Origin of the sequence: Paenibacillus sp. FSL R7-0198, from assembly GCF_038000415.1 — a bacterium.
GTDB lineage: Bacteria > Bacillota > Bacilli > Paenibacillales > Paenibacillaceae > Paenibacillus.
Genome location: NZ_JBBOCB010000001.1, coordinates 3,377,792 through 3,401,366, shown reverse-complemented (window position 1 = coordinate 3,401,366; position 23,575 = coordinate 3,377,792). Strand labels below are relative to the sequence as shown.

Genomic DNA, 23,575 nt, shown 5'->3' with positions numbered 1-23,575 from the left:
GCATGCACAAAATGAATTAAGATTGATTCAAGGTTTAATTGATAGAATAAGAACATAAAAAACAAGTCCATTGAGAGAAATAATTCAAGCAGAGGAATGAATAGAGCATGAGAATATTAATTGCGGAAGATGAGGTTCATTTGGCAGAGGCTGTATCGCAGATTTTGAAAAAAAACAACTACTCCGTGGACATGGTCCACGACGGCAGATCAGGACTCGATTATGCGCAGAGCGGCATCTACGACCTGTTACTACTCGACATCATGATGCCGGAGATGGACGGGATCACCGTCCTGAAGAAACTTCGCAGTGAAGGGAATCATACGCCTGTCATTCTCCTTACTGCCAAGGGTGAACTATCGGACAAAGTCACAGGCCTTGATTATGGTGCCGATGATTATATCGCCAAGCCTTTTGCCACAGAGGAACTGCTGGCCCGGATTCGTGCAGCTTTACGGCGGAAGGGCGAAGTGGTTCCCGAGGATGGGCTGAAGTTTGGCGACATTGAGCTGAATACAACTCAGTTGAAGCTGAGTGTTCAGGGTAAGGAGATCAAGCTGAATCTGAAGGAGAATGAACTGCTAGAGCTGTTGATTGCCCGCAAACAGGCGATAACTTCCAAAGAGCAGATTATTGAGAAGTTATGGGGATTTGATTCGGAAGTGGAGTATAACAATGTGGAGGTGTACATCTCGTTTTTGCGCAAAAAATTAACCTTCCTGAACTCGGCTGTCCGCATTAACACGATTCGGGGTGTGGGGTATGTGCTTGAGGTGACGTCCTGATGTTCAAGAAACTCCGAAATCGATTCCTGATCGTGAATCTGGTGTCCATATCTATTATGATGCTGGTGGCATTTGCGACGATCTATACAATTACTTATCAGAATGTGCAGCGTGAGACCAATATGGAGTTGTACAAGGTGTCTGATTTCTATCACAGTCCTTATAATTCATCCAAGATGCCACGTGGGGAAGGGCAGGGTTCCGGTACAGGTGGTAGTACAGGCTCAGGTTCAAGTTCCGGTTCAGATTCGTTTCCCTCCGATGCCATGGGTGGTGATAATGGAGGCCCGGGAGGTGATCCCAACTCCCCACCGGCACGTTCTGTTTCATTTATGATCAAGACGGATGACCAGTGGAAGATTACGGATACGCATTCCCGATTTGATATGGAAGATACGTTCTACACTGAGGCGCTGCAAAAGGTTGACCAGAATAAGGTTGGTGATTCGGAACGGCAGACGGGACAATTTGCGCTGGATGGAACGGACTGGGCCTATGTGGTTGATCCGAGCGGTGACGGGCATATGATCGTATTCATTGATGTGACGGCACAACAGGGCATTCTTACGAATCTGATCTATACCTTTGCTGTTGTTGGATTAATCATGTTGATTGTGATTTACTTCTTGAGCCGTTATTTTGCGAATCGCTCCATTGCACCAGTCAGAGAAGCGTTTGAGAAGCAAAAACAATTCATCGGTGATGCTTCACATGAGTTGAAGACACCTCTGGCGATCATCAATACCAATGCGGACGTGCTGCTTGCCAATCAGGAGGATACCATAGCAAACCAGGCAAAATGGCTTCACTATATCAAGTCGGAAACCGAGCGCATGACCGGACTTACGAATGATCTGCTCTATCTGACCCAGATGGATGATTCGCGCTCCACGATGATTCATGCGAAGTTTAATATGAGCGATGCGGTAGAGAGTATTATTTTGCCGATGGAAGCCGTTATTTTTGAGAAAAATATCTCCCTCGATTACAACATTGAGCCGAATCTTACGGTTCATGGGAACAGTGAGCAGATCAAACAGGTCATTCTGATCCTGCTCGATAATGCTGTGAAGTACTCCGGTCCCAAAGGGTCCGTTAACGTTACACTCCAGAAACAGAATAATGATGTCATGCTGGCCGTATCCAATACAGGTGAAGGCATTGCACCCGAACATCTGGATCGGATCTTCGATCGATTCTATCGTACGGATTCGTCAAGAGCCCGCAAGCATGGTGGGCATGGTCTGGGGCTGGCGATTGCTCGTTCCATTGTGGATCAGCACAAAGGAGAGCTATACGCTCGAAGCGTGGTCGGAGAGGGCGCTACATTTTACGTGCGGTTGTCGTAGGGGCAGAGTGATGAGCCAGCGTATGAAAAAATGCTACCTACGTTTCGGCTCCACACTAACCTTCCCTCCCACTCTATAATTGTTCTTCAGGCATAAGTTCTGCCTGTAATGGGTTAACCTATGCTACAATGGCAACAGTATGTATGAATCAAGGAGATGAACTGAACGTGGCAGAAGCAAATGCAATTAATGAACAAGAAATGATGCAATACATTGCAGATAAAACGAAGGCAAGCCAGGAGAATATCGCCCTTGTGTTGAAGCATGAGCAAGCGTACATCAACAAGGCGCACGAAAATTCCAAAGGTAACGATGTGGATATTGACGGCGATGATCTGGCTGACTATATCCTTAGTCGTAAAGATGTGAAGCTGGATGAGTTGACCGTGGAAAGCATCCTGGATGCTGAAATGGACTACTTGATGGACAAGGGTCACGCAGGGTACGTAGATTAAGTTGAGCGTGGATATGGAGCTTGGACTGTGGCGTGAGGTTTAATGAGCTTCGTAATGATGGACGGCGGCATGAGGTGCTTGATTATCGGTGTTCGATGGTTGTTCAGTACGGCAACCAAGCATTTCTGTGGTCCGGGCAAAATCTAACGAACCTGATACGCGCTATCCAGGTATTTCTCGCTTGTTTGGAAATTTAACGAATCTGAGAAGCGTTATTCTCTGGATTTTAGGACTTTTCGGTGCAATGGCAGCATTTCCGCGGAACTAGCGTGTCTGAGATTCGTTATTTCGGGAAATAAGCGCTTTTAGCCGAAATAAGGTGCCCTAGGTTCGTTAGAGTAACTTAGAGTGATCACAAGGTGCAACGAGACGTTTAAATGGCGTTTCAAAAGTGAAATCTCACAGATGCAGCCTAATGCACAGCAAGCGTTGTAATGTAAAAAAGACCTCAACTCCACATTACTGTGGTGTTGAGGCCTTTTTTAGATTGTAGCGACCAGGCATCCCTTCGGGAATACCTGTCGGTATAACTTTTCTAAGGATGGACTTGAAGTTCTATCGGACCGGATCCTACAGTTTACAGCTTCTTATTGACCAACCATACCGCCATCTACAGTGTAGAGGGAAGCTGTTACATATGATGCTTCTTCGGACAACAGGAAGTTCATCACCGCAGCAACTTCTTCCGGTTCGCCATAACGGCCCATTGGAATGCTGGATACGGTTGCTGATTGATAATCTTCCACGTTACCGGAATTTGCTTCGATCTGGCGCATCATGCGTGTATTGATTGTACCTGGCAATACAGCGTTAACCCGAATATTATAAGGTGCCAGTTCATTGGCAGCGGTACGCGTGAGACCAACTACGGCATGTTTGGACATAATATATGGAGATACAGCAGGTGCACCCATCAGACCCGCGAGGGAAGAGGTATTTAGAATCGCTCCGGATTTTTGTTTTTTCATCACTGGAATGACATTTTGCAGACCCAGGAATACCCCACGAATGTTGACGTTATATACGGTGTCGAGTGCTTCAACACTCAGGTCTTCGATCAGCCCTGTTGGACCTTCAATTCCGGCATTGTTGGCAAAATAATCGATTCGACCAAAAGCATCCAATGCTTTTTGCACATAGTTTTTCACGTCTGCTTCTTGGGATACATTCGCTTTTACGGCGATGACGTGCTCGTTGTCCAGGTTCAGATCAGTAATTGTCTGCTGGATGGCTTCTTCATTCAGGTCCACCAGAACCAAATTGATTTTGCGCTCAGCAAGGCGGCGTGCCAATTCTTTACCAATGCCCCCAGCTGCTCCTGTAATAACGGCTGTATGTGTATAAGATGTACTCATGATATATCCGCTCCTTATTCATTATTGGCAGGTATTTCTCAAAAAAAGTTTCAACCTGTCGTCTATCTTTCCTGTCTCAATGTTAAGATATACATAGCGATGTGACAATAATCATTGACATCGCATATGTCAGCTATCGGACAGAGGTGTAAGCGGTGTTCATTTATATTACAATAATGAACAAAGGAGGCGAAAATGTTGATCATTGAACATCCTCAGGACCGGAGAGCACGAAGAACGCAGGATGCGATCATCGCTGCGGCGGTTTCTTTGATATTAGAGAAGGGAGCGGATGCCCTCACAATCCGGGATATTACGGAGCGGGCGGATTACAACCGCGGAACCTTTTATTTACATTTTCCCGGCAAACCGGAGTTGTTGCAGTTCATTCTGGATGATTTCATGCAGGGAGTGGGGCGAGCTTATGCAGAACCATACGCACAGCTTACAGAAGTGGACATGACTGCATTGCTACCATCCACGATGCCTGTATTCGAATATATTGAAGCCCATCAGGATATCTTTCGTGCATTAATAACGATGCATTCCGATATGAGTTCCCGGCTGTGCAATATGTTTAGAACGTATCTAACCGAAGATTTTGTATTGGTGACCGAAGATAGTGAGTGGACGATTAATTACGACATCATGTTAAGTTATCTGGTATCTGCAACGGTAGGCGTAATCATGCATTGGGCAGAGATTGGATTCAAGTATTCTGCGCATTATATGGGAGAGCAGCTTACGGCGCTGATTAACATCAAACCGACCCGTCTGCTGATTGAACCAGGGCAGAAGGGCCGGACTATTCACGAGCGTATGATGTTGGATTAAAGGTCGAATGAGAGTTTTGTTCTATATCAATTGAACTAAAGAATATTTACACTGCACACTCCGATGACAGAACAACCTTCCGATCGCTGTTATCCCCAGATTTTTTTGATTCCTTTTATAAAGGGTAAATCCGGGAATAAAGGCGAACGCTCCGCTTCTTCAGGTCGTTTCTGTCCTCTCCGTTTTTTGTAAATGTTTAGTTCAATTGATATAGATGAAGGAATCCAATTCGATTATCCGGTCATGGATTCATTAGCGGCCTGTTGCATCTGAAGCAGCTGTTCGCGGATCAGGACCGACTCGCCGATCATGATTAATGCGGGGCTATTCACTTGATGCGACTTGGCGAGGGAGTGCAGTTCGGCAAGTGTGCCGGTAACAATCCGTTCCTCCGAAGTGGTTCCTCGTTCGATTAAAGCCGCAGGGGTGTGTCCACTTTTGCCATGGTGAAGCAATTCATGTTGAATCTGGGGCAGTTGGCTAATACCCATGTAGATGACCAAAGTATCTACACTATGAGCGAGCAGGTCCCAGCGAACCGAAGATACACTTCCATCACTGCCGGTTCCTGTGACACATGCGAACGATGAAGCAACCCCGCGATGGGTTAACGGAATAAGGGAGGAAGCGGATGCACCTACAGCTGAAGTGATGCCAGGAATGATCTCAAATGCAATCCCTGCTTCCGCCAGCACAAGTGCTTCTTCACCACCACGGCCAAATATAAACGGATCGCCACCCTTGAGTCGTACGACTTGTTTGCCTTCCGCTGCATGTGCAGCCAGCATCCGTCCAATCATCTCCTGACTCATGGAGTGAAGGCCTGGAGCCTTGCCGCAGTAGATGCGGAGTGCTCCTTCACGAGCTTCGGCGAGCAATTGATCATTCACAAGCCGATCATACATAATGACATCTGCGGACTGAATACGTTTGAGGGCTTTAACCGTAATCAGATCCGGATCTCCAGGACCAGCGCCAACAATACTAACCAGGCCCCGGCTCATGATCGTGTCCCCAATTTCGGTGTAACATCGGAACTTGCCAATCCTGAACGACCACCCTGAATGGTTGCAAGTTTGGACGAGAGCTTCACTGGATTTCCCCAGTGGTGAGCGGCATACAGACCGAGGCCTGTAAATACAGCTCCGCCAATGAGATTGCCCACCAATACCGGGATCTGATTCCACAGCCACCAGTCAGCGATACTAACCTGTGCACCGAGCATCATACCTGCCGGGATGACGAACATGTTCACCACAGCGTGCTCAAATCCCTGAGCGAAAAATATGGTAATGGGCAGCCACATCGCTACGATTTTACCCAGTGTAGAAGTGGACGTCGTTGCCATCACTGCTCCGAGTGTGACCATCCAGTTACATAGAATGGCTTTGATGATGATAAGAACAATGCCTGCTCCACCGAGATGCTGATAGCCCAATGTTTTGGTTTCACTGGTCTGGATCAGCGTTTGAATCAGAGGGTTGCTCATATCCGTACCCATCTTGGTAATGGTCATGCCGTATAACAGAGCATAGAATGCACATCCGAGCAGATGACCTGTGATCACCCAGAAATAATTTCGGAGCATATCCATCAGTGTGATTTTACGTTTCATCATTGCGAGTGGAAGCATCGCAAAGTTTCCTGTCACCAATTCGAGACCCAACAGAATAATGATGACAAATCCCGCCGGGAATATCAGTGCACCTGTCAAACCAACGGAAGTTTGAGATACAGCGGTATATGCCATTGTGGTTGCAAAGGCAAGGATAGCTCCCGCCAGAAAACCGCGGATTAGCATCTGTACCCAGTTCATTCTGGCTTTGCTCTCACCAGCTTCGACCATCGATTGCAGCACTTCTGCAGGTTTAACAAAATCCATAGCGCACACCTCCTTGATGTCAGGGTATCTCTAGCCTTTAACCCGCAATTGTGATGTAGATTTCCCCGCTGTTGCCGTCCACTTCTGTTTTGTAGGTATTCAAGCAGCCTTCATCCGGCTCGTGTACCTTACCGTTACGCAGATCAATCTTCCAATCATGCAAAGGACAATGAACCGCTGTCCCGCACACCATACCTTCCGATAGCTTGCCGCCCTTGTGAGGGCAACGATTCTCGATGGCATGCAGACTTCCGTCGCTCAGTTTGAAGACTGCAATTTCGGTATCCTGTATCAGAAAGGTTCGTGCTCCCTTTTCATCAATATCTGCAAGGTGTCCAATCCGGAATTTGTTCATCGCTGTTCCTCCTCTTCTAGTGGGTTACCGGCTCGGCACCGGACAGTGGGGTGAAGTTTTTACGCAATTTCTCGTCTTGAATGATTTCTTTCCAAGGATCAACCGTGTGACCCAGAGTAACTTCCAGACGTTCAACCAGAGCGAGACGTACATCCCGATCCGCCAATGCTTCCTTCACATGATCCAGACCTACCCGTTCAATCCATGCCGCTGTTCTCTCATTCCATTTTGCGTTCTCTCTATAATATTGCAGGTAAGAGTAAGTCCACTCTTCCACTTCCGCATCAGTCTTCACCGTACAGAGCAGCTCGGCTGCACGAACCTTAACTCCAGCGTTACCGCCAACATGAATCTCCCAAGCACCATCGATTGCGACAACACCCAGATCCTTGATAGTCGCTTCAGCACAGTTCCGCGGACATCCAGATACGGCGAGTTTCACTTTGGCCGGAGCAACCATTTTGTCGAGTTTTTTCTCCAGTCGAATACCCATCTCAATGGAATCCTGTGTGCCGAATCGGCAGAACGTATTACCTACACAAGTCTTCACCGTACGCAGCGCCTTGCCATAACCGAAACCGGAAGGCATATCGAGTTCTTCCCAGATCTTCGGCAGGTTCTCCTTCTGTACACCAAGCAGATCGAGTCGTTGTCCACCCGTGAATTTCACCAACGGTACATCGTATTTCTCTGCGACCGTTGCAATCTTGATCAATTCCGCTGGAGAAGTGACACCACCATAGATTCGTGGAATAACGGAGTAGGTACCGTCCTTCTGGATGTTGGCGTGATAACGTTCATTGGTGAACTTGGATACACGCTCATCTGTGTATTCAGCCGGCCAGATCATACCGAGATAATAGTTAAGGGAAGGACGACACTTGGAGCAACCTTCCGGTTCATTCCAACCGAGAACGTTCATAACTTCCTTCACACTTTTGAGTCCCATTTCCTTGATCTGTGCAACAATTTCATCCCGATCATAGGATGTGCAACCACAGATACCTTCTTTGGTCTGTTCGCCTACATTATCGCCGGCATAATACGTGAGCAGGTTTTCGATAATCTGTTTGCATCCACCGCAAGAAGCGGAGGCTTTGGTGCAGGATTTGATTGCACCGAGGGTGTTACACCCTTTATTTAGAACAGCGTCTCCGATGGAAGCTTTGTTAACACCGTTACAACCACAGACGATCTCGTCATCCGGCATACTCGCCATACGTTCTGCGACAGATGGACCTGAGCCTGAACCACCGGAAGGTACGCCGAGCAAAATTTCTTTCTCACGACCGCTGATGTTCTCGCCACTCTTAATGAGGGAAAACAGGGATGCGCCATCCGTGGTATCCCCGAACAATACAGCTCCAATGAGCTGCCCATCCTTGATCACCATCTTTTTGTACACACCATCGACATCATCCTGAATACGAATGCTGCGCGTGTTCGCAGCGTCTTTGAATTGTCCGGCAGAGAATACGTCAACCCCGGATACTTTCAGCTTGGTAGAAGTGACCGAACCTTCGTATCCTTCAGTTGCTGCGCCAGCCAGACGTTTAGCGAGTACCATACCTTGTTCATATAATGGAGCAACCAGTCCGTAGGCAATACCGCGGTGTTCTGCACATTCACCTACGGCAGAGATGCCAGGGATGCTGGTATGCATATAATCATCTACGATGACACCACGATTCACATCGAGGCCGGTATTGCGAGCCAGCTCAATCTGAGGGCGAATCCCGACAGCCATGACAACCAGATCAGCTTCAAGTACCGTTTGATCAGTGAAACGAATAGCCTTCACTCGATGTTTGCCTGTAATTTCTTCGGTATGTTTATTCAAAAGGAACTTCATGCCCTGCTCTTCAAGCTCACGCTGGAGCATCAGGCCTGCCGGCAAATCCAAGTTCCGGTCCATCAGATGACCGTTAATATGGATGACCGTGACGTTCATGCCCAGATTGAGCAGCCCCCGCGCTGCTTCCAGCCCTAGCAATCCACCTCCAATGACGGCAGCTTTGCGATACTTTTGTGATGCTGCCATCATGGTTTCGCAATCTTTAATATCACGGAAACCGATAACGCCTTCCTTGTTAGCACCGGGAAGTGGCAGGATGAACGCCTGTGAACCGGTTGCCATAATCAGCTCATCATAGGCTGCGCGTACACCATTTTGAGATACAACTTCCTTGCGCTTGGTATCGATCTGAACGATCGGGTCACCCGGGTATACCTGAATGCCGTTATCTTCGTACCAGCTCCACTCATTGATTACGATATCTTCGATGGATGTTCCGCCAGCCAATACAGAGGATAACATGATCCTGTTGTAGTTGGGATGCGGCTCTGCGCCGAAGACTGTAATTTCATAAGCGTGCGGAGCAAGCTTAAGGATATGTTCGATTGTGCGGATTCCCGCCATGCCATTGCCGACCAGCACCAGTTTTTTCGTTGTACTCATTATGATTAGCCCCCTTAGGTCCATTCTGCAAACTGCCTCGAAACCTTGTCTCTAAAATCGAAAAAGCCTGTTATGCCTCGGAGGACTGCGTATATACATACGCATCCCTTGCTCCGAGATTGCAAAACAGGCTTCATTGCCGTTTCAACCAGCTACGCCGTTGTAACTGTGATCGATTTAAATATGGAGTTGTTATGGCTTAACTATAAAAGATCGATCTACACGTGTCAATATAGTTAACATAAAAAAGTATTTGAAATTTAAAGTTAATTATGTTTACATGAGTTTATTGGAATACCGAATGGACGACGAAGTTTTACGAGTATATCTTCTTAATTTGAAGGATTTAGATAACGTTAGCACGCTGGATATGATAAACACTGTAGAAAAGGTGCCATGTATAGTGTTTGACCCTTTTTTATTGCAACATGATGGGGCATAAAAAGATCATTTTGAGGCATGAAAAGATCATTTTAATGTTGAAAATAAGACGCATAATCGTCACTACTTAACTTTTGTTAGGTAATGTAACATATTTATCACTTTTGTGTATTAACGTCTTAAATGTTGTGGACTCTGACTATACGCCATAGGGAGGGATTGATCCATCATGCGATCTTTATTGGTCATCCGTGTTCAACCAACGATAGCTGCCTCATCCGATGCAATCCCTCTGACACCGGAGAGGCTGCTGGGAGCAAACGGGTACCATGTACAGGTGGCGGGCAGTGAAACGGAAGCGTTGAAGCTGGCTATTGCAGCGGAAGCGTCCATCTTGCATCTGTCGCTGGCCGATGTGGAGTACTGGGTGAACTGCCTGGGAAAGGGGAAGTCGGATTCCCCGCTGCTCTGGTGGTGTGCGCCAGATACGGCTTCTTCCTCCGCAGAATCCTGCGAGGTCGAAACTTCATTTGATGGAATACTTACACCATCCATGACCGGGCCCGAGATCCATTGGACTCTTCACTTTGCAGCTCGGCGCTACATGGAACGCAAACAGTGGGAGCAGGAACGGAAGCAGCTGCAATCCAGGCTGGAGGATCGGAAGTGGATTGATATGGCGAAGGCTATCCTTAGTGATCTGAAGCAGATCTCCGAGGCCGAAGCCTATGACCTGTTACGCAAGAAAGCGATGGATGAACGCAAACGGATGGTTGATGTAGCCACAGCGATTGTGAAGGCCCATCAACTGCTCCAGTCTTAATTGGAAGGAGGATTCTCCATGGATATGTCTCAGATACTCCGAGAAGTCGGACGTGGGAAACGAGGCTCGCGTGATCTGAATTATACAGAGGCACTGACCGTTGCAGAGAAAATCCTAAAACAGGAGGTTTCCCCTGCCCAGACGGCTGCGTTTCTAATGGCTGAACGAATGAAAATGGAAAACGTCGAGGAACTGGAAGCCTTTGTTCATGCATGCCGTAACAGTGCGGAACGTTTCTCCGTATTTCAGGACGGATTGGACTGTGCGGGTCCCTATGACGGGCGGACGAAGTCGTTCATGGCTACATTTCCGGTTGCGTTTGTACTCGCAGCGGCCGGGTTGCCGGTGACTTTGCACGGGAGTGATCCTTTACCGCCCAAGTGGGGCGTTACGCTGTCGGTTCTGTTAAAGGAAGCGGGAATTGATACACGTAAAATGGATCGGGAAGATGCCCAAGGCGCTGCGCTCAGTTCAGGTGTCATGTACGTATCCTCCGAGGAGTGGTGTGAGCCTCTTCGCAAGCTTCGTCCGTTACGGGAAGAGCTGGGATTCCGTACGGTGTTTAACACAGCAGAGAAACTGATTGATTATAACCATTCACCGTATTTGGTGTTTGGTGTGTTTCATAATACCTTTCTGGATCGGATTGCGAAGTTGCTAACCCGGTTTAACTATCGTCGTGCTTATGTTGTACAGGGGATGGAAGGTTCTGAGGATCTGTACATTGATCGGCCAACCCGCGTATACGCAGTGGAAGACGGCGATATGAAGCTGGAACTGGTTGATCCTGCAGCCTATGAACTGGATATGCCCGTGCCGGAACTGGTCTGGACGGCTGCGAAGCAGCTTGAAGTGGCGGAAAGTGTATTAAGCGGCGATGGTCATATTGCTTTTGTGAATCAGGTCTTGTTAAATGGAGGATTCCGCTTGTACGCCGCGGGGCGTGTCAATTCCATCGAAGAGGGCATATACACTTGTCAGGGATTGCTGGAGAGTGGTGCAGCATATCGCATCTATCAGCAGTGGTGTGTCTCCATGGGTGGCGAACTGCCGGATAACAGAGCGGTGTCCATCTATCCGGCATCGTCCAGATAATGTGATGCCAGTGTTCAATCTTGTTATGGTTTAGCGTGTTTTTATTCCCAAGGATAAGTAACGGTCAGGAAGTCAGCGAATTTCTTGCTCTCTTCCCGCCGTTGTTTCCGCATGGCCGCCCGATCCGGAGCGGTCTCGTATAGTTTCTTCTCTTCTTCCGTCTCCGGGATAATGCGGGGTACAATCAGTTTGCGATTATTTTCGTCCAGGGCCACAAAGGTCAGAAATGCCGTCGCCGCAATTTTCTTCTCTCCGGTCTTCAGATCCTCTCGAATCACCTTCACAAAAATCTCCATGGAACTTCGTCCTGTCCAGGAAGCGAACGATTCAAGCGTAACGGAATCCGTTGGATTAATCGGATACAGGAAATCGACAGAGTCGGTTGAAGCCGTTACAGTATTGACCCGGCATAGCTTGGAAGCGGCAATGGATGCAATATCATCGATGTAGGACATCAGCTTCCCACCGAATAGCGTATTATGATTGTTGACATCGGTTGGGAACACCCGTGCCGTCTTGAAACAACGTGTTTCGCGTACATATTTTTTCTCCACCTGATCCATCTCCGTAGGCTTTGGTATCTCTCTCATGTTTTTTCCTCCTGACAGTATGGCTGCTGTGACATTTCATGTGTTGCAGGGTCTTTTTTTGGTCTATTATCCCTAGTATAGGTGTCGGTCAGATACATATTCAAATGAAGTTGGACTGCAAAAAAACCGCCAGGCGCGGACCGGCGCGCTGGCGGTTTACTGCTGTATATTAAGCCTTGGGTTTGAAAATGCCGGACGGTTTGCCGATCGGCAAGAACGCATAACCGAAGTGAGCATTCAGTACCGAAGCACCTGTACCATACAGGGACACAATTCCGATCGCCATTTCAGCGTATGCTGCAATGGTGTGGAAAATGTGAGGAGCTACGCCGAAAGCGTCAAAAGTCAAGCCAAGGAACAGGAAGTCAATCAGAATGAAGATGATAAGCAATACTTTATTTGCTTCAATAGCACCGATTGTCATGAACAGGGTGAATACGAGGTATCCGGCAAAAGCAAATCCGAGCTGCTTGCCATCGGCCTGTTCAGCAAGCGTGGAGCCAAATACGCCCATTTTGATCATCCAGTTGGCCGCCATGGCAAACCAGAAGAATGCATACGCGCCAAAAGCTGTTGTGCCAAAGGTGTTGTTGCGTTTGGAATCTTGAATACATGCGAATAACTGGGCAAAGGCACCCAGGAAGATCGCCCAAGGAATAGCGTAGCTAAGTCCATCCGTAATGCCAAGCTTTTGGGAAGAAGCGACCAGGGTTACGATAGCCAACCCAAATAATCCCATTGCGCTGGGATCGGCGTTAACAATTTTGACTTTAGTCTGTGAATCGGTCTGCATGGTGATGATAAGCCTCCAATAATATCAAATCAGGATCCATGGCCGTCGTTGGCCGTCCTCTAAATTACATCATTTGTATCCGCCGGGTCCGGACACACACATCGCCCTATTGTACCTGAATGCCCCCATTATGGAAAGGGATTTTATTACCTTTTGAACCAATAGAGTTTTTGTTTTTTCAATATACACATTTACGACACAATCCATTCTGGCCGTGAATGGTGAGGCCAGACGTTAGAATAAAGGCCTCGTTATTACTGCTAAATTGCGTCATATCAGCCATTTTCGGATAAGCTCTTGTGTGATAAAATAATCTTTATCAAAAAATGGAGAAGAATACAAAACATCCTTGTCTCCTATGCCATATGTTAATCCAACTATAGATTGACAGGAAAAACTAAAATGGTTCACAGAATAAGGAGGTATCAGGGGTTATGGTTATGAGTTTGGATTTGAAAAATAAAATAGAGAAGGCCAGACATAACCTTTATGTGCTGGTAGAGCATAACAAAGGTGGTCTTGGACATCCCGATGTGATTCGGCAGTCTATGGCATTGGACGAATTGATTAATGAGTATAACCGAATTAGCCGAAACCATTCACGGGCCTGAACCCGAAGGGATTTTGATTTTAAATACAGAACGAATCACATAGATAAGTAACACTTGATCGTACAGACGGGCATGAATATGGCCGGAATGGATAGCCTCGGTTGAAGAGGCGGTACCATACCGGCATAGTATTCATGCCCGTTTGTTTTGCCAAATATCAATCATCTACCTGTTTAATGGAGCAATCGTTTGGCTTCTAAGTATAGAACCTGTACGAATTTTTTCGTATTAATGCGTGTCTGGGACAAGGAAGGCTCCACATTGTTTTGCAGCTCCAGCATTTTCTTGCGGATTTCGGTGAAATCAAAAAATTTGGATGCATAGTTCTCGAACTTGGGATGTGTATAATCCGTTAATCCCAGAGACACCACATGGCTCAGCGTCTGGAAGATGGCTCTGCGAACACGTTGTTCCGATGCCTTGATCTCCTTGTTAATCTCTGCGAGTGATGCGTTGTCTCCCAGCTTGCGTACCGCTACATTCTGGAAGATGTCCTTGAGGGATGGGAATGTATAGGGCGACAGCTTATGCTCATCTGTCTCTACTTGCTCCAGATATTCCAGCATGTCCAGCAGATCCCTGCTGCCCGCTTCGCCGATCATGCCCATCTCGGACAGGAGGAAATGTCCTGCAGTCGTGATTGTTTTGTCCGGAACCGGAGCCGCATTGCGTTCGGTAGAATTCAAACCGGACAGTCCCTGCAATGTCCGCTGAATATCTGCGATGGATTGCTGCATCCGAAGCCTTTCGCTTACCAGCCGCAGAACAGATAGAATCTCCAATCGGTTAATCGGCTTCGTAATATAATATTCAATGCCTAGTGAATAGGCTTCGCCAATCATATTTTTCGACTCGATCTGGGAGATCATGACGATCTTGCCCTCAAACCTTCCTTCAAGCGCTCGCACAGTCTGAATCCCGTCTCGTTGGGGCATCAGCAGATCAATCAGCAGGACATCCACCTTATGCAGTTCCAACAGTTCCGCGTGAATATGTGCTCCGTCCTCAGCTTCCCCGGCAATATCGCCAAGGCCTTCATCCTCAATAATATCCATTAACATGGAACGAACGCCAGGATCATCATCCACGATAAAATAACGCATGTCAGTCATTCCCTTTCTCTGCGAATGGTGTGATTGATAAATCTATGGTAAAGGCGGTTAACTCCGCCATGAACTCTCGTTCCAGTGTAATCGTTCCTTTCCTTCTTGCATAGAACCTGACATGTCAGGTTCTATGACAATGTTTGGGCAATCAAAGCCCAATTTTAAAATAAATGTAGGAATTGCATGTAGGTATTTGTCGATTTTCGTAGATGCCCTTGTAGTATAAGTAACATCCCGAAGTCTGGGGCTAGTGTTGTGCAGAATGGTACAAACTTTTCACGTGACCATCTCTGTGCTTGAAATACACCATAAAAAGGGGCATACCGATGGAGCAAACAATACAAGATATTGTCGTCATTTTCAATGATTTTCTATGGTCCAAAGTGTTAATTATACTATTGGTAGTATGTGGTATATACTTCACCACCAAGACCCGATTCATGCAATTCCGCATGATTGGAGATATGGTGAAGGTGCTTCTAGAGCCGAAAAGCAAGGAACCAGGCAAAATTTCACCTTTTCAGGCGTTCTGTATTAGTATGGCGGCCCGTGTAGGCACAGGCAATATTACCGGTATTGCACTGGCCATCGCACTGGGGGGACCCGGGGCTGTATTCTGGATGTGGGTTATTGCGATTATTGGTTCTGCCTCCAGTTTTGTGGAGAGCACGTTGGCTCAGATCTATAAAGTGAAGGATAAGGGTGGATTCCGCGGGGGTCCGGCGTATTATATGGAGCGTGGGCTAGGAAAGCGCTGGATGGGGATTTTATTTGCCATTCTCATCACACTTTCATTCGGTTTGGTCTTTAATGCGGTGCAGTCTAACACGATTACCGTTGCATTTGAGAACTCATTTGGAACGGATCGGTTAACGGTAGGGATCATTATGGCCGTGGTATTTGCAGGAATTATTATGGGCGGTGTCAAACGGATTGCCAAAGCGTCGGAATACATCGTCGTGGTGCTTGCCGTATTGTACATTGGGGTAGCGGCTTTTGTGGTGTTGGCGAACATTACCCAGCTTCCGGCCATGATTGCATTGATCGTCAAAAATGCCTTCGGCATTGAACAGGTGGCTGGCGGAACGTTGGGCGCTGCACTGATGAACGGTGTGAAACGCGGATTGTTCTCCAATGAGGCGGGGATGGGTAGTGCCCCGAATGCGGCTGCAACGGCGGATACAACACATCCAGTGAAACAGGGACTTATTCAGGCGTTTGGCGTGCTGACAGATACGTTAGTGATATGTACAAGCACAGCCATGATTATTTTGCTATCAGGAGTGTACAAAGGTTCCGATCTGGGTGGTATTGAGTTAACTCAGGCAGCATTAAGTGTACATATTGGTTCATGGGCATCGGGATTCCTGGCGGTTATGGTGTTCCTGTTTGCCTTCAGTACACTAATCGGAAATTATTACTACGGAGAAACCAACATTGAGTTTATCAAATCCAACAAAGTTTGGCTGTGGGTATACCGCATTTGCGTTATCGCGATGGTGGTGTTTGGTGCGGTAGCCAAAGTGCAGCTGGTATGGGATTTGGCTGACCTGTTCATGGGGCTCATGGTGGTGGTGAACCTGATTGCGATTCTGATGCTGTCCAAGGTGACGTTCGAAGCATTGAAGGACTACAAAAAACAGAAGGCTGAAGGACGTGATCCCGTCTTTACCCGGGACCGGATTCATATTCCGGGTGAAGTGGAATGCTGGGAGTCGGAAGAAGAAGTTATTGGAGATAAATCAATACATGTAGCCAATTAAGATTTCATCTGAACGTAGTTGGTTATATACAAATGGGCACAACAAACAACAGGACTTGGATTATCCATCATGGGCAACCCGAGTCCTGTTTGTTTTTATTTTGATTACTTTTTAACCGAATAACTGATCAGTTGTTCGGATAGAGTTTTCATTCGTGCCCCTGTTTCGTTAAGTTGCTCAATCACATCGGTAAAGGATGCTACAAGCGTTGCTTGTTCCTGTGAAGAGGCTGCAATCTGGGAGACTTCAACTTCCATCTGTTTGATGACCTGTTGTACATCTCTCAGGCTGGTATCGATGTCACTTGTAGCTTGTTTGGCATCCACAGAGAGTTTGCGTACTTCGGATGCCACCACGCCGAAGCCAGCGCCTGCCTCACCAACGCGAGCAGCTTCAATAGCGGCATTCAGGCCAAGCAAGTTGGTTTGTTCAGAGATTTCACGAATGAATCCGGCTACTTTGTTGATTTGGGAAGAGTTCTGAACAGCAATCCGTGTGTTCTGCAGGATCTGCTCACTGGTTGCTTGCAATTCTTCGGCATGAGCGGCGACATGCTGCACCATATCAACGAGGTTACCATTGATGGTTTGATTTTCTTGTATAATGTCTTCAAGTTGGTTCTGGTTGGATTGGTCATAAGATACACAGAAAACAGCAACAACGTTCTGGTTATCATCAAAGATCGGAATGTTCAAAACATCCAGTTCAATACCATAAACTTCCTTGGAGAGAGTAGCGAGAGTAGCTTCTCTTCCGTTTTTTAAGATGGCAAAGTTTTGATACGATTCCAGAAGTGTCATTCCTTTTTCAAAACCAAGATCAAATTTATCTGTCATAATGACCTCTAGTACTTTTTCGTGATCATAAAGAGTCAAACTGGCTGGTTCTCTGAGGATCAGGCTGATATAAGGCATTACTTTAAGCAGGGCATCTACAACGTTCATGGAAGAGGACCATCCTTTCAATATTTGAATGTATTATTTTTAACGATCTATGGAATGCTCTATCTTTCATCGGATAGAAATGGCTTTTCGTGAACGGTATTTTGTATGAAAGAATGAACATTTTATGATTAAATTTTTAAATATTTACCATGTGAACTGATTTATTGGATATAAGTGTTAGTTGTAACTATTTTTATATCAAGATATTTGTACGAGTGTATATCAATTATGGGACATATGTCCTTTTGCATATGTTATATACGACAACGGAGGGGAAGTCGGAATGAAGGAAATTATGGACTTTGGACTTGTGCGGCAACTTGCCCGTGAGAATGGGTTGGATAAGGTGCTGGACGAGTCTGCGCTCGCTGAGTTGCGACTGCTTGAGGCCGCGAAGGGCGAGATGATATGTGCCAAAGGTGAACGACCCGAGCGATTGTATTTTCTCGTGCAGGGCAAACTCAAGATCTATACCACCCTGCCTAACGGGAAGTCTCTGTTGCTTCGTTTCAGTACACCACTTGCGCTTGTGGGAGATTTGGAACTGGTGAATGGCAAGGAGGCTATGAATACGGTAGAGTCTGTGAGCAAAAGCCTGTTACTGGGTATCAGTTATCGCGCTCTCCAGAATACGTATGCAGAGAACCCTAAATTTCTCCACTTTATGCTGAGTCAAGTTACACACAAATTGTATACCTTCTCGAACCTGTCGAGTCTGAACATGTTATATCCGGTCGAGAGCCGATTTGCCAGCTATCTGTTGTCCACAATGGGCCAGGACGAGTCCTCTTCGGAAGAGATTCAGACCTCCAAGCTCACCGAACTGGCGGATATGCTGGGCACCAGCTATAGACATCTTAATAGAGTTGTTCAAGATCTGTGTAATCGAAATATTATTCGCAAAGTGCAACGAAAGCTTGTGATCTGTGATCTGGATCAGTTGCGTGTCATCGCGGGAGGCAATATATATGAGTGATGGCATTTTAAAATAAAGACCAAGCCTACATATCTATGCGACATGATGCGACACAATAAAATACAATATGGCATAACAAAGAGCACCCTCCCGAATATACCAAGGGGTGCTCTTTTTGCTCTGTACTTTAGGTGAATTAGATATCTCCGCGTTGCTCGAACAATTGAGCGATCTCTACAATGACACGGGTTGCCTTCACCATATTGTCTACCGATACATATTCGAATTTGCCATGGTAGTTTTCACCGCCAGTGAAGATATTTGGTGTTGGCATGCCCATATAGGATAGCTGGGAACCATCTGTTCCTCCCCGGATGGGGCGAATCACAGGTTCGATATCCAGTCGGGTCATGGCTTCATGGGCAATGTCGACGATCTGGCGTACGGGTTCAATTTTCTCGCGCATGTTATAGTACTGGTCATTCAATTCAACTGTGATGCTTTTCTCTCCATACTTGGTCTTCAGTTCGTTTGCGATATGGAGCAGATTTGTTTTGCGCTCTTCAAACTTCTCCCGGTCGAAATCACGGATGATATAGCTCATTTTCGTCAGCTCAACGTCACCCTCCAAAGACAACAGATGATAGAAACCATCGTAACCGTCCGTGAATTCAGGAGCTTCCTCCACAGGCAGGCGTCGATTCAATTCCATTGCAATTTTCAGAGAGTTCACCATTTTATCCTTCGCTGTTCCGGGATGCACATTGGTGCCTCGTACTGTAATTTTGGCGGCAGCTGCGTTAAAGCTCTCGTATTCCAGCTCGCCAAGCGGTCCACCATCAACCGTGTACGCATATTTGGCTCCAAAAGCAGCTACATCGAACTTGTGCGGTCCACGGCCAATCTCTTCATCCGGGGTAAAAGCAACCCGAATCTTACCGTGTTTCACTTCCGGGTGTTCAATCAGATAGGCCATCGCGGTCATGATCTCAGCAATGCCTGCCTTATTGTCTGCACCAAGCAATGTTGTACCATCGGTTGTGATCAGGGTGTGGCCTTTATACTCATGCAGCTCCGGGAAATCCTTGTTGGACAGTACTACGTCTAGCTCCGAGTTCAGCACAATGTCAGCACCGTCATAGTTATCGATAACCTGTGGTTTGACATTTTTGCCAGTAAAGTCGGTCGCTGTATCGAGGTGAGCCAGGAAACCGATTACGGGAACATCCTTGTCGGTATTGGATGGCAGTGTAGCCATGACATAACCGTTCTCATCCATCGTCACATCTTGCAGACCAATGGAGGTACACTCTTCAACGAGCAGTTTGCCCAAGGCCAGTTGGCCGGGTGTGGAAGGGCATGTCTCACTATTTTCATCGGATTGGGTATCCATCTGAACGTAAGTGCTCAGTCTTTGAATTAATATATCTTTCATCTATAATCTCTCCCTAGCTTGAGTAGTATATAAGTTGAGCTACTTGTTTTACACTGATCCACTACGAGGCCAGAATAACCTTCTGATCGCTGTTATCCCCAGATTTTTTGATCCACTTTTACAAAGGTGAAAATCTGAGGATAGCGTATGCTTTCGATGCAGCTTTCTTTCAGAAAGCTTTTAGGCGAAGTGTATGCTTTCGAAGTAGCTTTCTTGCAGAAAGCTTTTAGCTCCGCTTCTACAGGTTATTTCTGCCCTCTCCGTTATCGTGTAACCGTTAGTCACAACTTATGTAAATTGGGTATAGTAATTATTGTGGTTCTCTACGGTTATCATATCATGTTTTGCAGTCATTTCCAGAATGGGGCAGAACCGAAATGTGAGGATGATTAGGTATCAAAAAGGGTACTAGGTCACAAAAATGTACGTACTTGTATTTCTATAACCGAGGTTCATAATAAATGATGAAGAAAGGATGTGTTCAAGACATGCCATTTATCACGGTTAAGGTACTGGAAGGCAAGTCGGTCGAGCAGAAACGTCAGTTGATTGAACGTATGACTCAGGTGGCTTGTGAGACATTGGATGTTGATCCGAGCAAAGTCTTTATCTTCATTGAGGATTTGGAGAAGGACAATTACGGCAAGAACGGAAAACTGTTTTCGGACTTAGACAAATAAGTAAGGCTTCATATATATCATGATCATGGAACAGGAGATGCAACATCAATGACTGAACAATTATTTTCCCCTTATCAATTCAAGAGCCTGCAATTAAATAACCGTGTCGTCATGGCACCGATGTGCCAATATTCTGTCACTGCGAAGGATGGCATTCCGAACGATTGGCATCAGGTTCACTATGTGAGCCGTGCGGTTGGAGGAACAGGACTGATTGTAATCGAGATGACCGATGTAGATCCGGATGGACGTATTACCGATAATGACTTGGGTATATGGTCAGATGAGCATGTGCCTGCCTTCACCAAACTTGTAGACGGAATTCATGCCTACGGCTCCAAAGTAGCTATTCAGATCGCACACGCCGGACGAAAAGCAGAGGATGCACCGCAGCCGGTTGCCCCATCGGTAGTTACATTCCCGGGAGAAAAGTACAAGGAACCGCGTGCGTTAAGTACAGAAGAGGTAGAAGCCATGGTGCAGAAGTTCGCAGACGGTGTTCGCCGCGCAGTACAGGCTGGAGTGGATACCATTGAGCTGCACGGCGCACATGGATACCTGATCCACCAGTTCCATTCTCCGCTGATGAATTATCGTGAAGATGTATATGGGCAGGATCTGTCCCGTTTTGGCGTTGAAGTCATTCGGGCGGTGAAAAAAGAAATGCCAGCAGATATGCCGCTGATTTTGCGGATTTCGGCTGTAGAATACGCGGATGGTGGATACGACATCGACCACACGATCAATATCGCTCGTGCCTACCAAGATGCAGGCGTGGACATGTTCCATATCAGTTCAGGTGGCGAAGGACCTTCGGGACAGCGGAAACCGGGGAACTATCCGGGGTATCAAGTGCCATTTGCCCGTCGCTTCCGTGAAGAACTGAACGTTCCTGTAATCGCAGTGGGTATGCTGGAGGATGCAGCATTGGCTCAGGCGGTGATTGGCAACGGTGATGCGGATCTGGTTGCCGTTGGCAGAGGCATGCTACGTGATCCGTACTGGGCGAACCATGCCGCTCTGGAACTGGGTGTCAGCAAGGATCAAGCCGCCATTGCAGAGCAATATTCTCGTGGATACTAACTTGCAATAACATTTACACTTGCCATTCCGATGACAGAATAACTTTCCGATCGCTGTTATCCCAAGATTTTTTTGATTCACTTTTTCAAAGGTGAAAATCTGGAGGATAAAGGCGAACGCTCCGCTTCTTCAAGTTATTTCTGTCCTCTTCGTTTTCGTGTAAATGTTATTGCAAATTTTATATAGTAAAAAAAGGCCACAGCATGGGTTAAACCTTATGCTGTGGCCTTATCTGTATGATGAGAAGAAAGTACACTCAATTACGGATGATTACGCTCTTCGAGTTGCTTCGTATACGAATTTTTGATTGGACTGTGTAGGTGGCTGATTCGGGTTAAAGTCGGCGTATACTTTAATATCAGAGAAACCAATGTGTTCGAGAATTAGGCGTAACTCTTCTATGCCGTACCAGCGCAAGGTAAGCTGTTGCAGCTCCGTAGCAACAAGAGCACCCTGATGCCATTGTTCGTAGCGGATCAGACTCACTTTGTACTGTTGAAGAAGGTTTACTTCAATGGTTTTCACTTCTACCGTGATCGTATCACCATCGGGTAATGAAACGGTTGATGTTTCTACAGAAGAGGGTTGTGTCACATCGGGTAGAAAAAGATCAAACACGAGCCTGCCGCCAGGTTCTAAATGCTGAAATAGATTACGTAATGCGTTAATCGACGCCTGTCTGTCTTGGATGAGGAGCAGAGAACCACCGGGAATGATAATTGCCTCGTATCGATATGGAAGGTCAAGCTTCTCCAGATCGGCAACAAACAGCTCAGGCATGGGCAATGCCCGCTCGGTGCAACGAGAACGGCAAGAGTTGATCATATCCATTGAATAATCAATTCCATCCACCTTCAAGCCTGCTTCAAGCAAAGGAATGAGCACTCGGCCTGATCCCGACATGGCTTCAAGGATACGTCCTTTGCAGCGCTGAAGATAATGGAGATAGAATTCAATGTCTCCTCCCAAGGAGTGTCCCGCAGGTTTCGTTAGATCATAAACGGCGGTGCATAATGGACCGTAATAACTTAATGACATGGTATAGGTATCCCCCACATGTAAATGTATTAAAATGAAAACGTGGAAGGGGAATGAGCAGGATTATCCCTTCCGACAACGGTTGGAATTGGATTTTTCAGAGCAGACTATCATAGGAATCACGCACCTTTTATGGAATATGTTCCAATTATAGGGTGGGGATAAAGCGGAGGTCAACTTCTATTCGGGTAGTATACGAAATGAAATGTATAAGGAGGTGAGTCGAATGGATTCATCATTAAGTTCATCAAGTGCACTGCCAGATATCCGGCAGGAACTGGTGCTTCATGCACCTGTAGAGAAGGTGTGGGAAATGGTCTCGACCGAGCAGGGACTGAAAACCTGGTTCATGCCAGGCAATCTGGAACCCGTGGAAGGTCACGAGTTTATATTGGAAGCAGGCCCCTTCGGCCAATCACCCTGTCAGGTGACGGAAGTTCTTCCGCTGCAGAAGCTGTCATTCCGCTGGGGTAAGGACTGGACGTTGACGTTCCAACTGAATGAGCAGATGGAAGGTACGGATTTCACACTGATTCACAGCGGTTGGGATGCGGATAAACTGACCGAGTTTGGACAGGCCCACGCCATAGTGCGGGAACGTATGGAACAGGGATGGGCCGGAATCGTTCAGAAGCTTGCTCAAGTTGTTAAATAAATCTTCATTCAATCAACCCCAGGCCATTTCGCCCGTTCATTCCTGTGAAATTCGGCCTGGGGTTTCTTGGTGTACCAGGAGCTGGCGAAAACAGATAGAGATCCTTAAAATTACAAGGAAGTTGACCGATTATGAGACGGAAACTATTTCCGTGAGCACCAGAAACGTGTAACATGAATTATAGTGATA

Annotated in this window: 23 protein-coding genes; 12 read left to right on the top strand and 11 right to left on the bottom strand. The window is 46.7% G+C overall.

All coding sequences use genetic code 11. The features are described from left to right. The first annotated feature begins 107 nt into the window (after nucleotides 1-107). The 3 genes from MKY87_RS14640 (at nucleotide 108) to MKY87_RS14630 (ending at nucleotide 2,589) form a co-directional block, all read left to right on the top strand. Nucleotides 108-785, top strand: coding sequence for a response regulator transcription factor (locus MKY87_RS14640; protein WP_036612327.1), 678 nt, complete (start codon nucleotides 108-110; stop codon nucleotides 783-785). After that, nucleotides 785-2,134: a sensor histidine kinase gene (locus MKY87_RS14635; RefSeq protein ID WP_340965193.1), complete on the top strand. Its 1,350-nt coding sequence runs from the start codon at nucleotides 785-787 to the stop codon at nucleotides 2,132-2,134. Before MKY87_RS14640 ends, MKY87_RS14635 begins: the two co-directional genes overlap by 1 nt. Before the next feature lie 167 nt (nucleotides 2,135-2,301). Beyond that, nucleotides 2,302-2,589 (top strand): hypothetical protein, encoded by a 288-nt coding sequence (locus MKY87_RS14630; protein ID WP_390925617.1) that lies wholly within the window; start codon nucleotides 2,302-2,304, stop codon nucleotides 2,587-2,589. Between the two features lie 587 nt (nucleotides 2,590-3,176). On the opposite strand, the gene MKY87_RS14625 is transcribed toward MKY87_RS14630, so the two are convergent. Then, nucleotides 3,177-3,944 carry an SDR family NAD(P)-dependent oxidoreductase gene (locus MKY87_RS14625; protein ID WP_340965191.1) on the bottom strand — a complete coding sequence of 256 codons (768 nt, stop codon included), beginning with the start codon at nucleotides 3,942-3,944 and terminating at the stop codon, nucleotides 3,177-3,179. Nucleotides 3,945-4,139: 195 nt separating this feature from the next. Here MKY87_RS14625 and MKY87_RS14620 point away from each other — a divergent pair, with 195 nt between their 5' ends. Next, entirely contained in the window at nucleotides 4,140-4,778 is a 639-nt protein-coding gene (locus tag MKY87_RS14620) for a TetR/AcrR family transcriptional regulator (protein ID WP_340965188.1), read from the top strand. 233 nt (nucleotides 4,779-5,011) lie between these two features. Here MKY87_RS14620 and cobA read toward each other — a convergent pair whose 3' ends face one another. Genes cobA through nirB form a run of 4 tightly spaced genes read right to left on the bottom strand, consistent with a single transcriptional unit; the run spans nucleotide 5,012 to nucleotide 9,473 of the window. Beyond that, on the bottom strand, nucleotides 5,012-5,782 hold the full coding sequence (gene cobA / locus MKY87_RS14615; RefSeq protein ID WP_340965186.1) for a uroporphyrinogen-III C-methyltransferase: 771 nt from the start codon (nucleotides 5,780-5,782) through the stop codon (nucleotides 5,012-5,014). Beyond that, nucleotides 5,779-6,660: a formate/nitrite transporter family protein gene (locus tag MKY87_RS14610; protein WP_340965184.1), complete on the bottom strand. Its 882-nt coding sequence runs from the start codon at nucleotides 6,658-6,660 to the stop codon at nucleotides 5,779-5,781. The genes cobA and MKY87_RS14610 overlap by 4 nt, the downstream gene beginning before the upstream one ends. Before the next feature lie 37 nt (nucleotides 6,661-6,697). Next, nucleotides 6,698-7,015: a nitrite reductase small subunit NirD gene (gene nirD, locus MKY87_RS14605; RefSeq protein WP_315938666.1), complete on the bottom strand. Its 318-nt coding sequence runs from the start codon at nucleotides 7,013-7,015 to the stop codon at nucleotides 6,698-6,700. Between the two features lie 16 nt (nucleotides 7,016-7,031). Continuing rightward, on the bottom strand, nucleotides 7,032-9,473 hold the full coding sequence (gene nirB, locus MKY87_RS14600; RefSeq protein WP_340965178.1) for a nitrite reductase large subunit NirB: 2,442 nt from the start codon (nucleotides 9,471-9,473) through the stop codon (nucleotides 7,032-7,034). A gap of 610 nt (nucleotides 9,474-10,083) precedes the next feature. Here nirB and MKY87_RS14595 point away from each other — a divergent pair. Together MKY87_RS14595 and MKY87_RS14590 are read left to right on the top strand one after the other, a co-directional pair. After that, nucleotides 10,084-10,677, top strand: coding sequence for an ANTAR domain-containing response regulator (locus MKY87_RS14595; protein WP_338589262.1), 594 nt, complete (start codon nucleotides 10,084-10,086; stop codon nucleotides 10,675-10,677). Between the two features lie 18 nt (nucleotides 10,678-10,695). Beyond that, nucleotides 10,696-11,772: an anthranilate phosphoribosyltransferase gene (locus MKY87_RS14590; protein ID WP_340965176.1), complete on the top strand. Its 1,077-nt coding sequence runs from the start codon at nucleotides 10,696-10,698 to the stop codon at nucleotides 11,770-11,772. 41 nt (nucleotides 11,773-11,813) lie between these two features. Here MKY87_RS14590 and MKY87_RS14585 read toward each other — a convergent pair whose 3' ends face one another. After that, nucleotides 11,814-12,326 carry an acyl-CoA thioesterase gene (locus MKY87_RS14585; protein ID WP_026081401.1) on the bottom strand — a complete coding sequence of 171 codons (513 nt, stop codon included), beginning with the start codon at nucleotides 12,324-12,326 and terminating at the stop codon, nucleotides 11,814-11,816. Nucleotides 12,327-12,531: 205 nt separating this feature from the next. After that, a complete protein-coding gene (locus MKY87_RS14580; RefSeq protein ID WP_091012490.1) occupies nucleotides 12,532-13,155 on the bottom strand; it encodes an acetate uptake transporter in 624 nt (207 codons plus the stop codon). Between the two features lie 434 nt (nucleotides 13,156-13,589). Between MKY87_RS14580 and MKY87_RS14575 the strand changes: the two genes are divergently transcribed. Beyond that, nucleotides 13,590-13,766, top strand: coding sequence for an aspartyl-phosphate phosphatase Spo0E family protein (locus tag MKY87_RS14575; RefSeq protein WP_338589257.1), 177 nt, complete (start codon nucleotides 13,590-13,592; stop codon nucleotides 13,764-13,766). A 173-nt stretch (nucleotides 13,767-13,939) separates the two neighbouring features. Here MKY87_RS14575 and MKY87_RS14570 read toward each other — a convergent pair whose 3' ends face one another. Further along, a complete protein-coding gene (locus tag MKY87_RS14570; RefSeq protein ID WP_340967448.1) occupies nucleotides 13,940-14,869 on the bottom strand; it encodes a response regulator in 930 nt (309 codons plus the stop codon). A 329-nt stretch (nucleotides 14,870-15,198) separates the two neighbouring features. Between MKY87_RS14570 and MKY87_RS14565 the strand changes: the two genes are divergently transcribed. After that, nucleotides 15,199-16,635, top strand: a complete 1,437-nt coding sequence (locus tag MKY87_RS14565; protein ID WP_340911865.1) for an alanine/glycine:cation symporter family protein — start codon at nucleotides 15,199-15,201, stop codon at nucleotides 16,633-16,635. Between the two features lie 104 nt (nucleotides 16,636-16,739). Here MKY87_RS14565 and MKY87_RS14560 read toward each other — a convergent pair whose 3' ends face one another. Continuing rightward, nucleotides 16,740-17,579, bottom strand: coding sequence for a methyl-accepting chemotaxis protein (locus MKY87_RS14560; RefSeq protein ID WP_340965173.1), 840 nt, complete (start codon nucleotides 17,577-17,579; stop codon nucleotides 16,740-16,742). 283 nt (nucleotides 17,580-17,862) lie between these two features. Here MKY87_RS14560 and MKY87_RS14555 point away from each other — a divergent pair, with 283 nt between their 5' ends. Next, the gene (locus MKY87_RS14555) at nucleotides 17,863-18,555 is read left to right on the top strand and encodes a Crp/Fnr family transcriptional regulator (protein WP_339787927.1); all 693 of its coding nucleotides are present in this window, start codon (nucleotides 17,863-17,865) and stop codon (nucleotides 18,553-18,555) included. A gap of 136 nt (nucleotides 18,556-18,691) precedes the next feature. Here MKY87_RS14555 and pepT read toward each other — a convergent pair whose 3' ends face one another. Beyond that, complete coding sequence (gene pepT / locus MKY87_RS14550; RefSeq protein WP_036671635.1) at nucleotides 18,692-19,930, bottom strand: peptidase T; 1,239 nt, start codon at nucleotides 19,928-19,930, stop codon at nucleotides 18,692-18,694. A gap of 488 nt (nucleotides 19,931-20,418) precedes the next feature. Here pepT and MKY87_RS14545 point away from each other — a divergent pair, with 488 nt between their 5' ends. Further along, nucleotides 20,419-20,610, top strand: a complete 192-nt coding sequence (locus tag MKY87_RS14545) for a tautomerase family protein (protein WP_017691642.1) — start codon at nucleotides 20,419-20,421, stop codon at nucleotides 20,608-20,610. A gap of 48 nt (nucleotides 20,611-20,658) precedes the next feature. Next, on the top strand, nucleotides 20,659-21,693 hold the full coding sequence (locus MKY87_RS14540) for an NADH:flavin oxidoreductase/NADH oxidase (RefSeq protein ID WP_340965170.1): 1,035 nt from the start codon (nucleotides 20,659-20,661) through the stop codon (nucleotides 21,691-21,693). Nucleotides 21,694-21,963: 270 nt separating this feature from the next. Here MKY87_RS14540 and MKY87_RS14535 read toward each other — a convergent pair whose 3' ends face one another. Continuing rightward, nucleotides 21,964-22,731: a class I SAM-dependent methyltransferase gene (locus MKY87_RS14535; protein WP_340965167.1), complete on the bottom strand. Its 768-nt coding sequence runs from the start codon at nucleotides 22,729-22,731 to the stop codon at nucleotides 21,964-21,966. A 226-nt stretch (nucleotides 22,732-22,957) separates the two neighbouring features. Here MKY87_RS14535 and MKY87_RS14530 point away from each other — a divergent pair, with 226 nt between their 5' ends. Beyond that, the gene (locus MKY87_RS14530) at nucleotides 22,958-23,386 is read left to right on the top strand and encodes an SRPBCC family protein (RefSeq protein WP_340965164.1); all 429 of its coding nucleotides are present in this window, start codon (nucleotides 22,958-22,960) and stop codon (nucleotides 23,384-23,386) included. The last annotated feature ends 189 nt before the right edge of the window (nucleotides 23,387-23,575 follow it).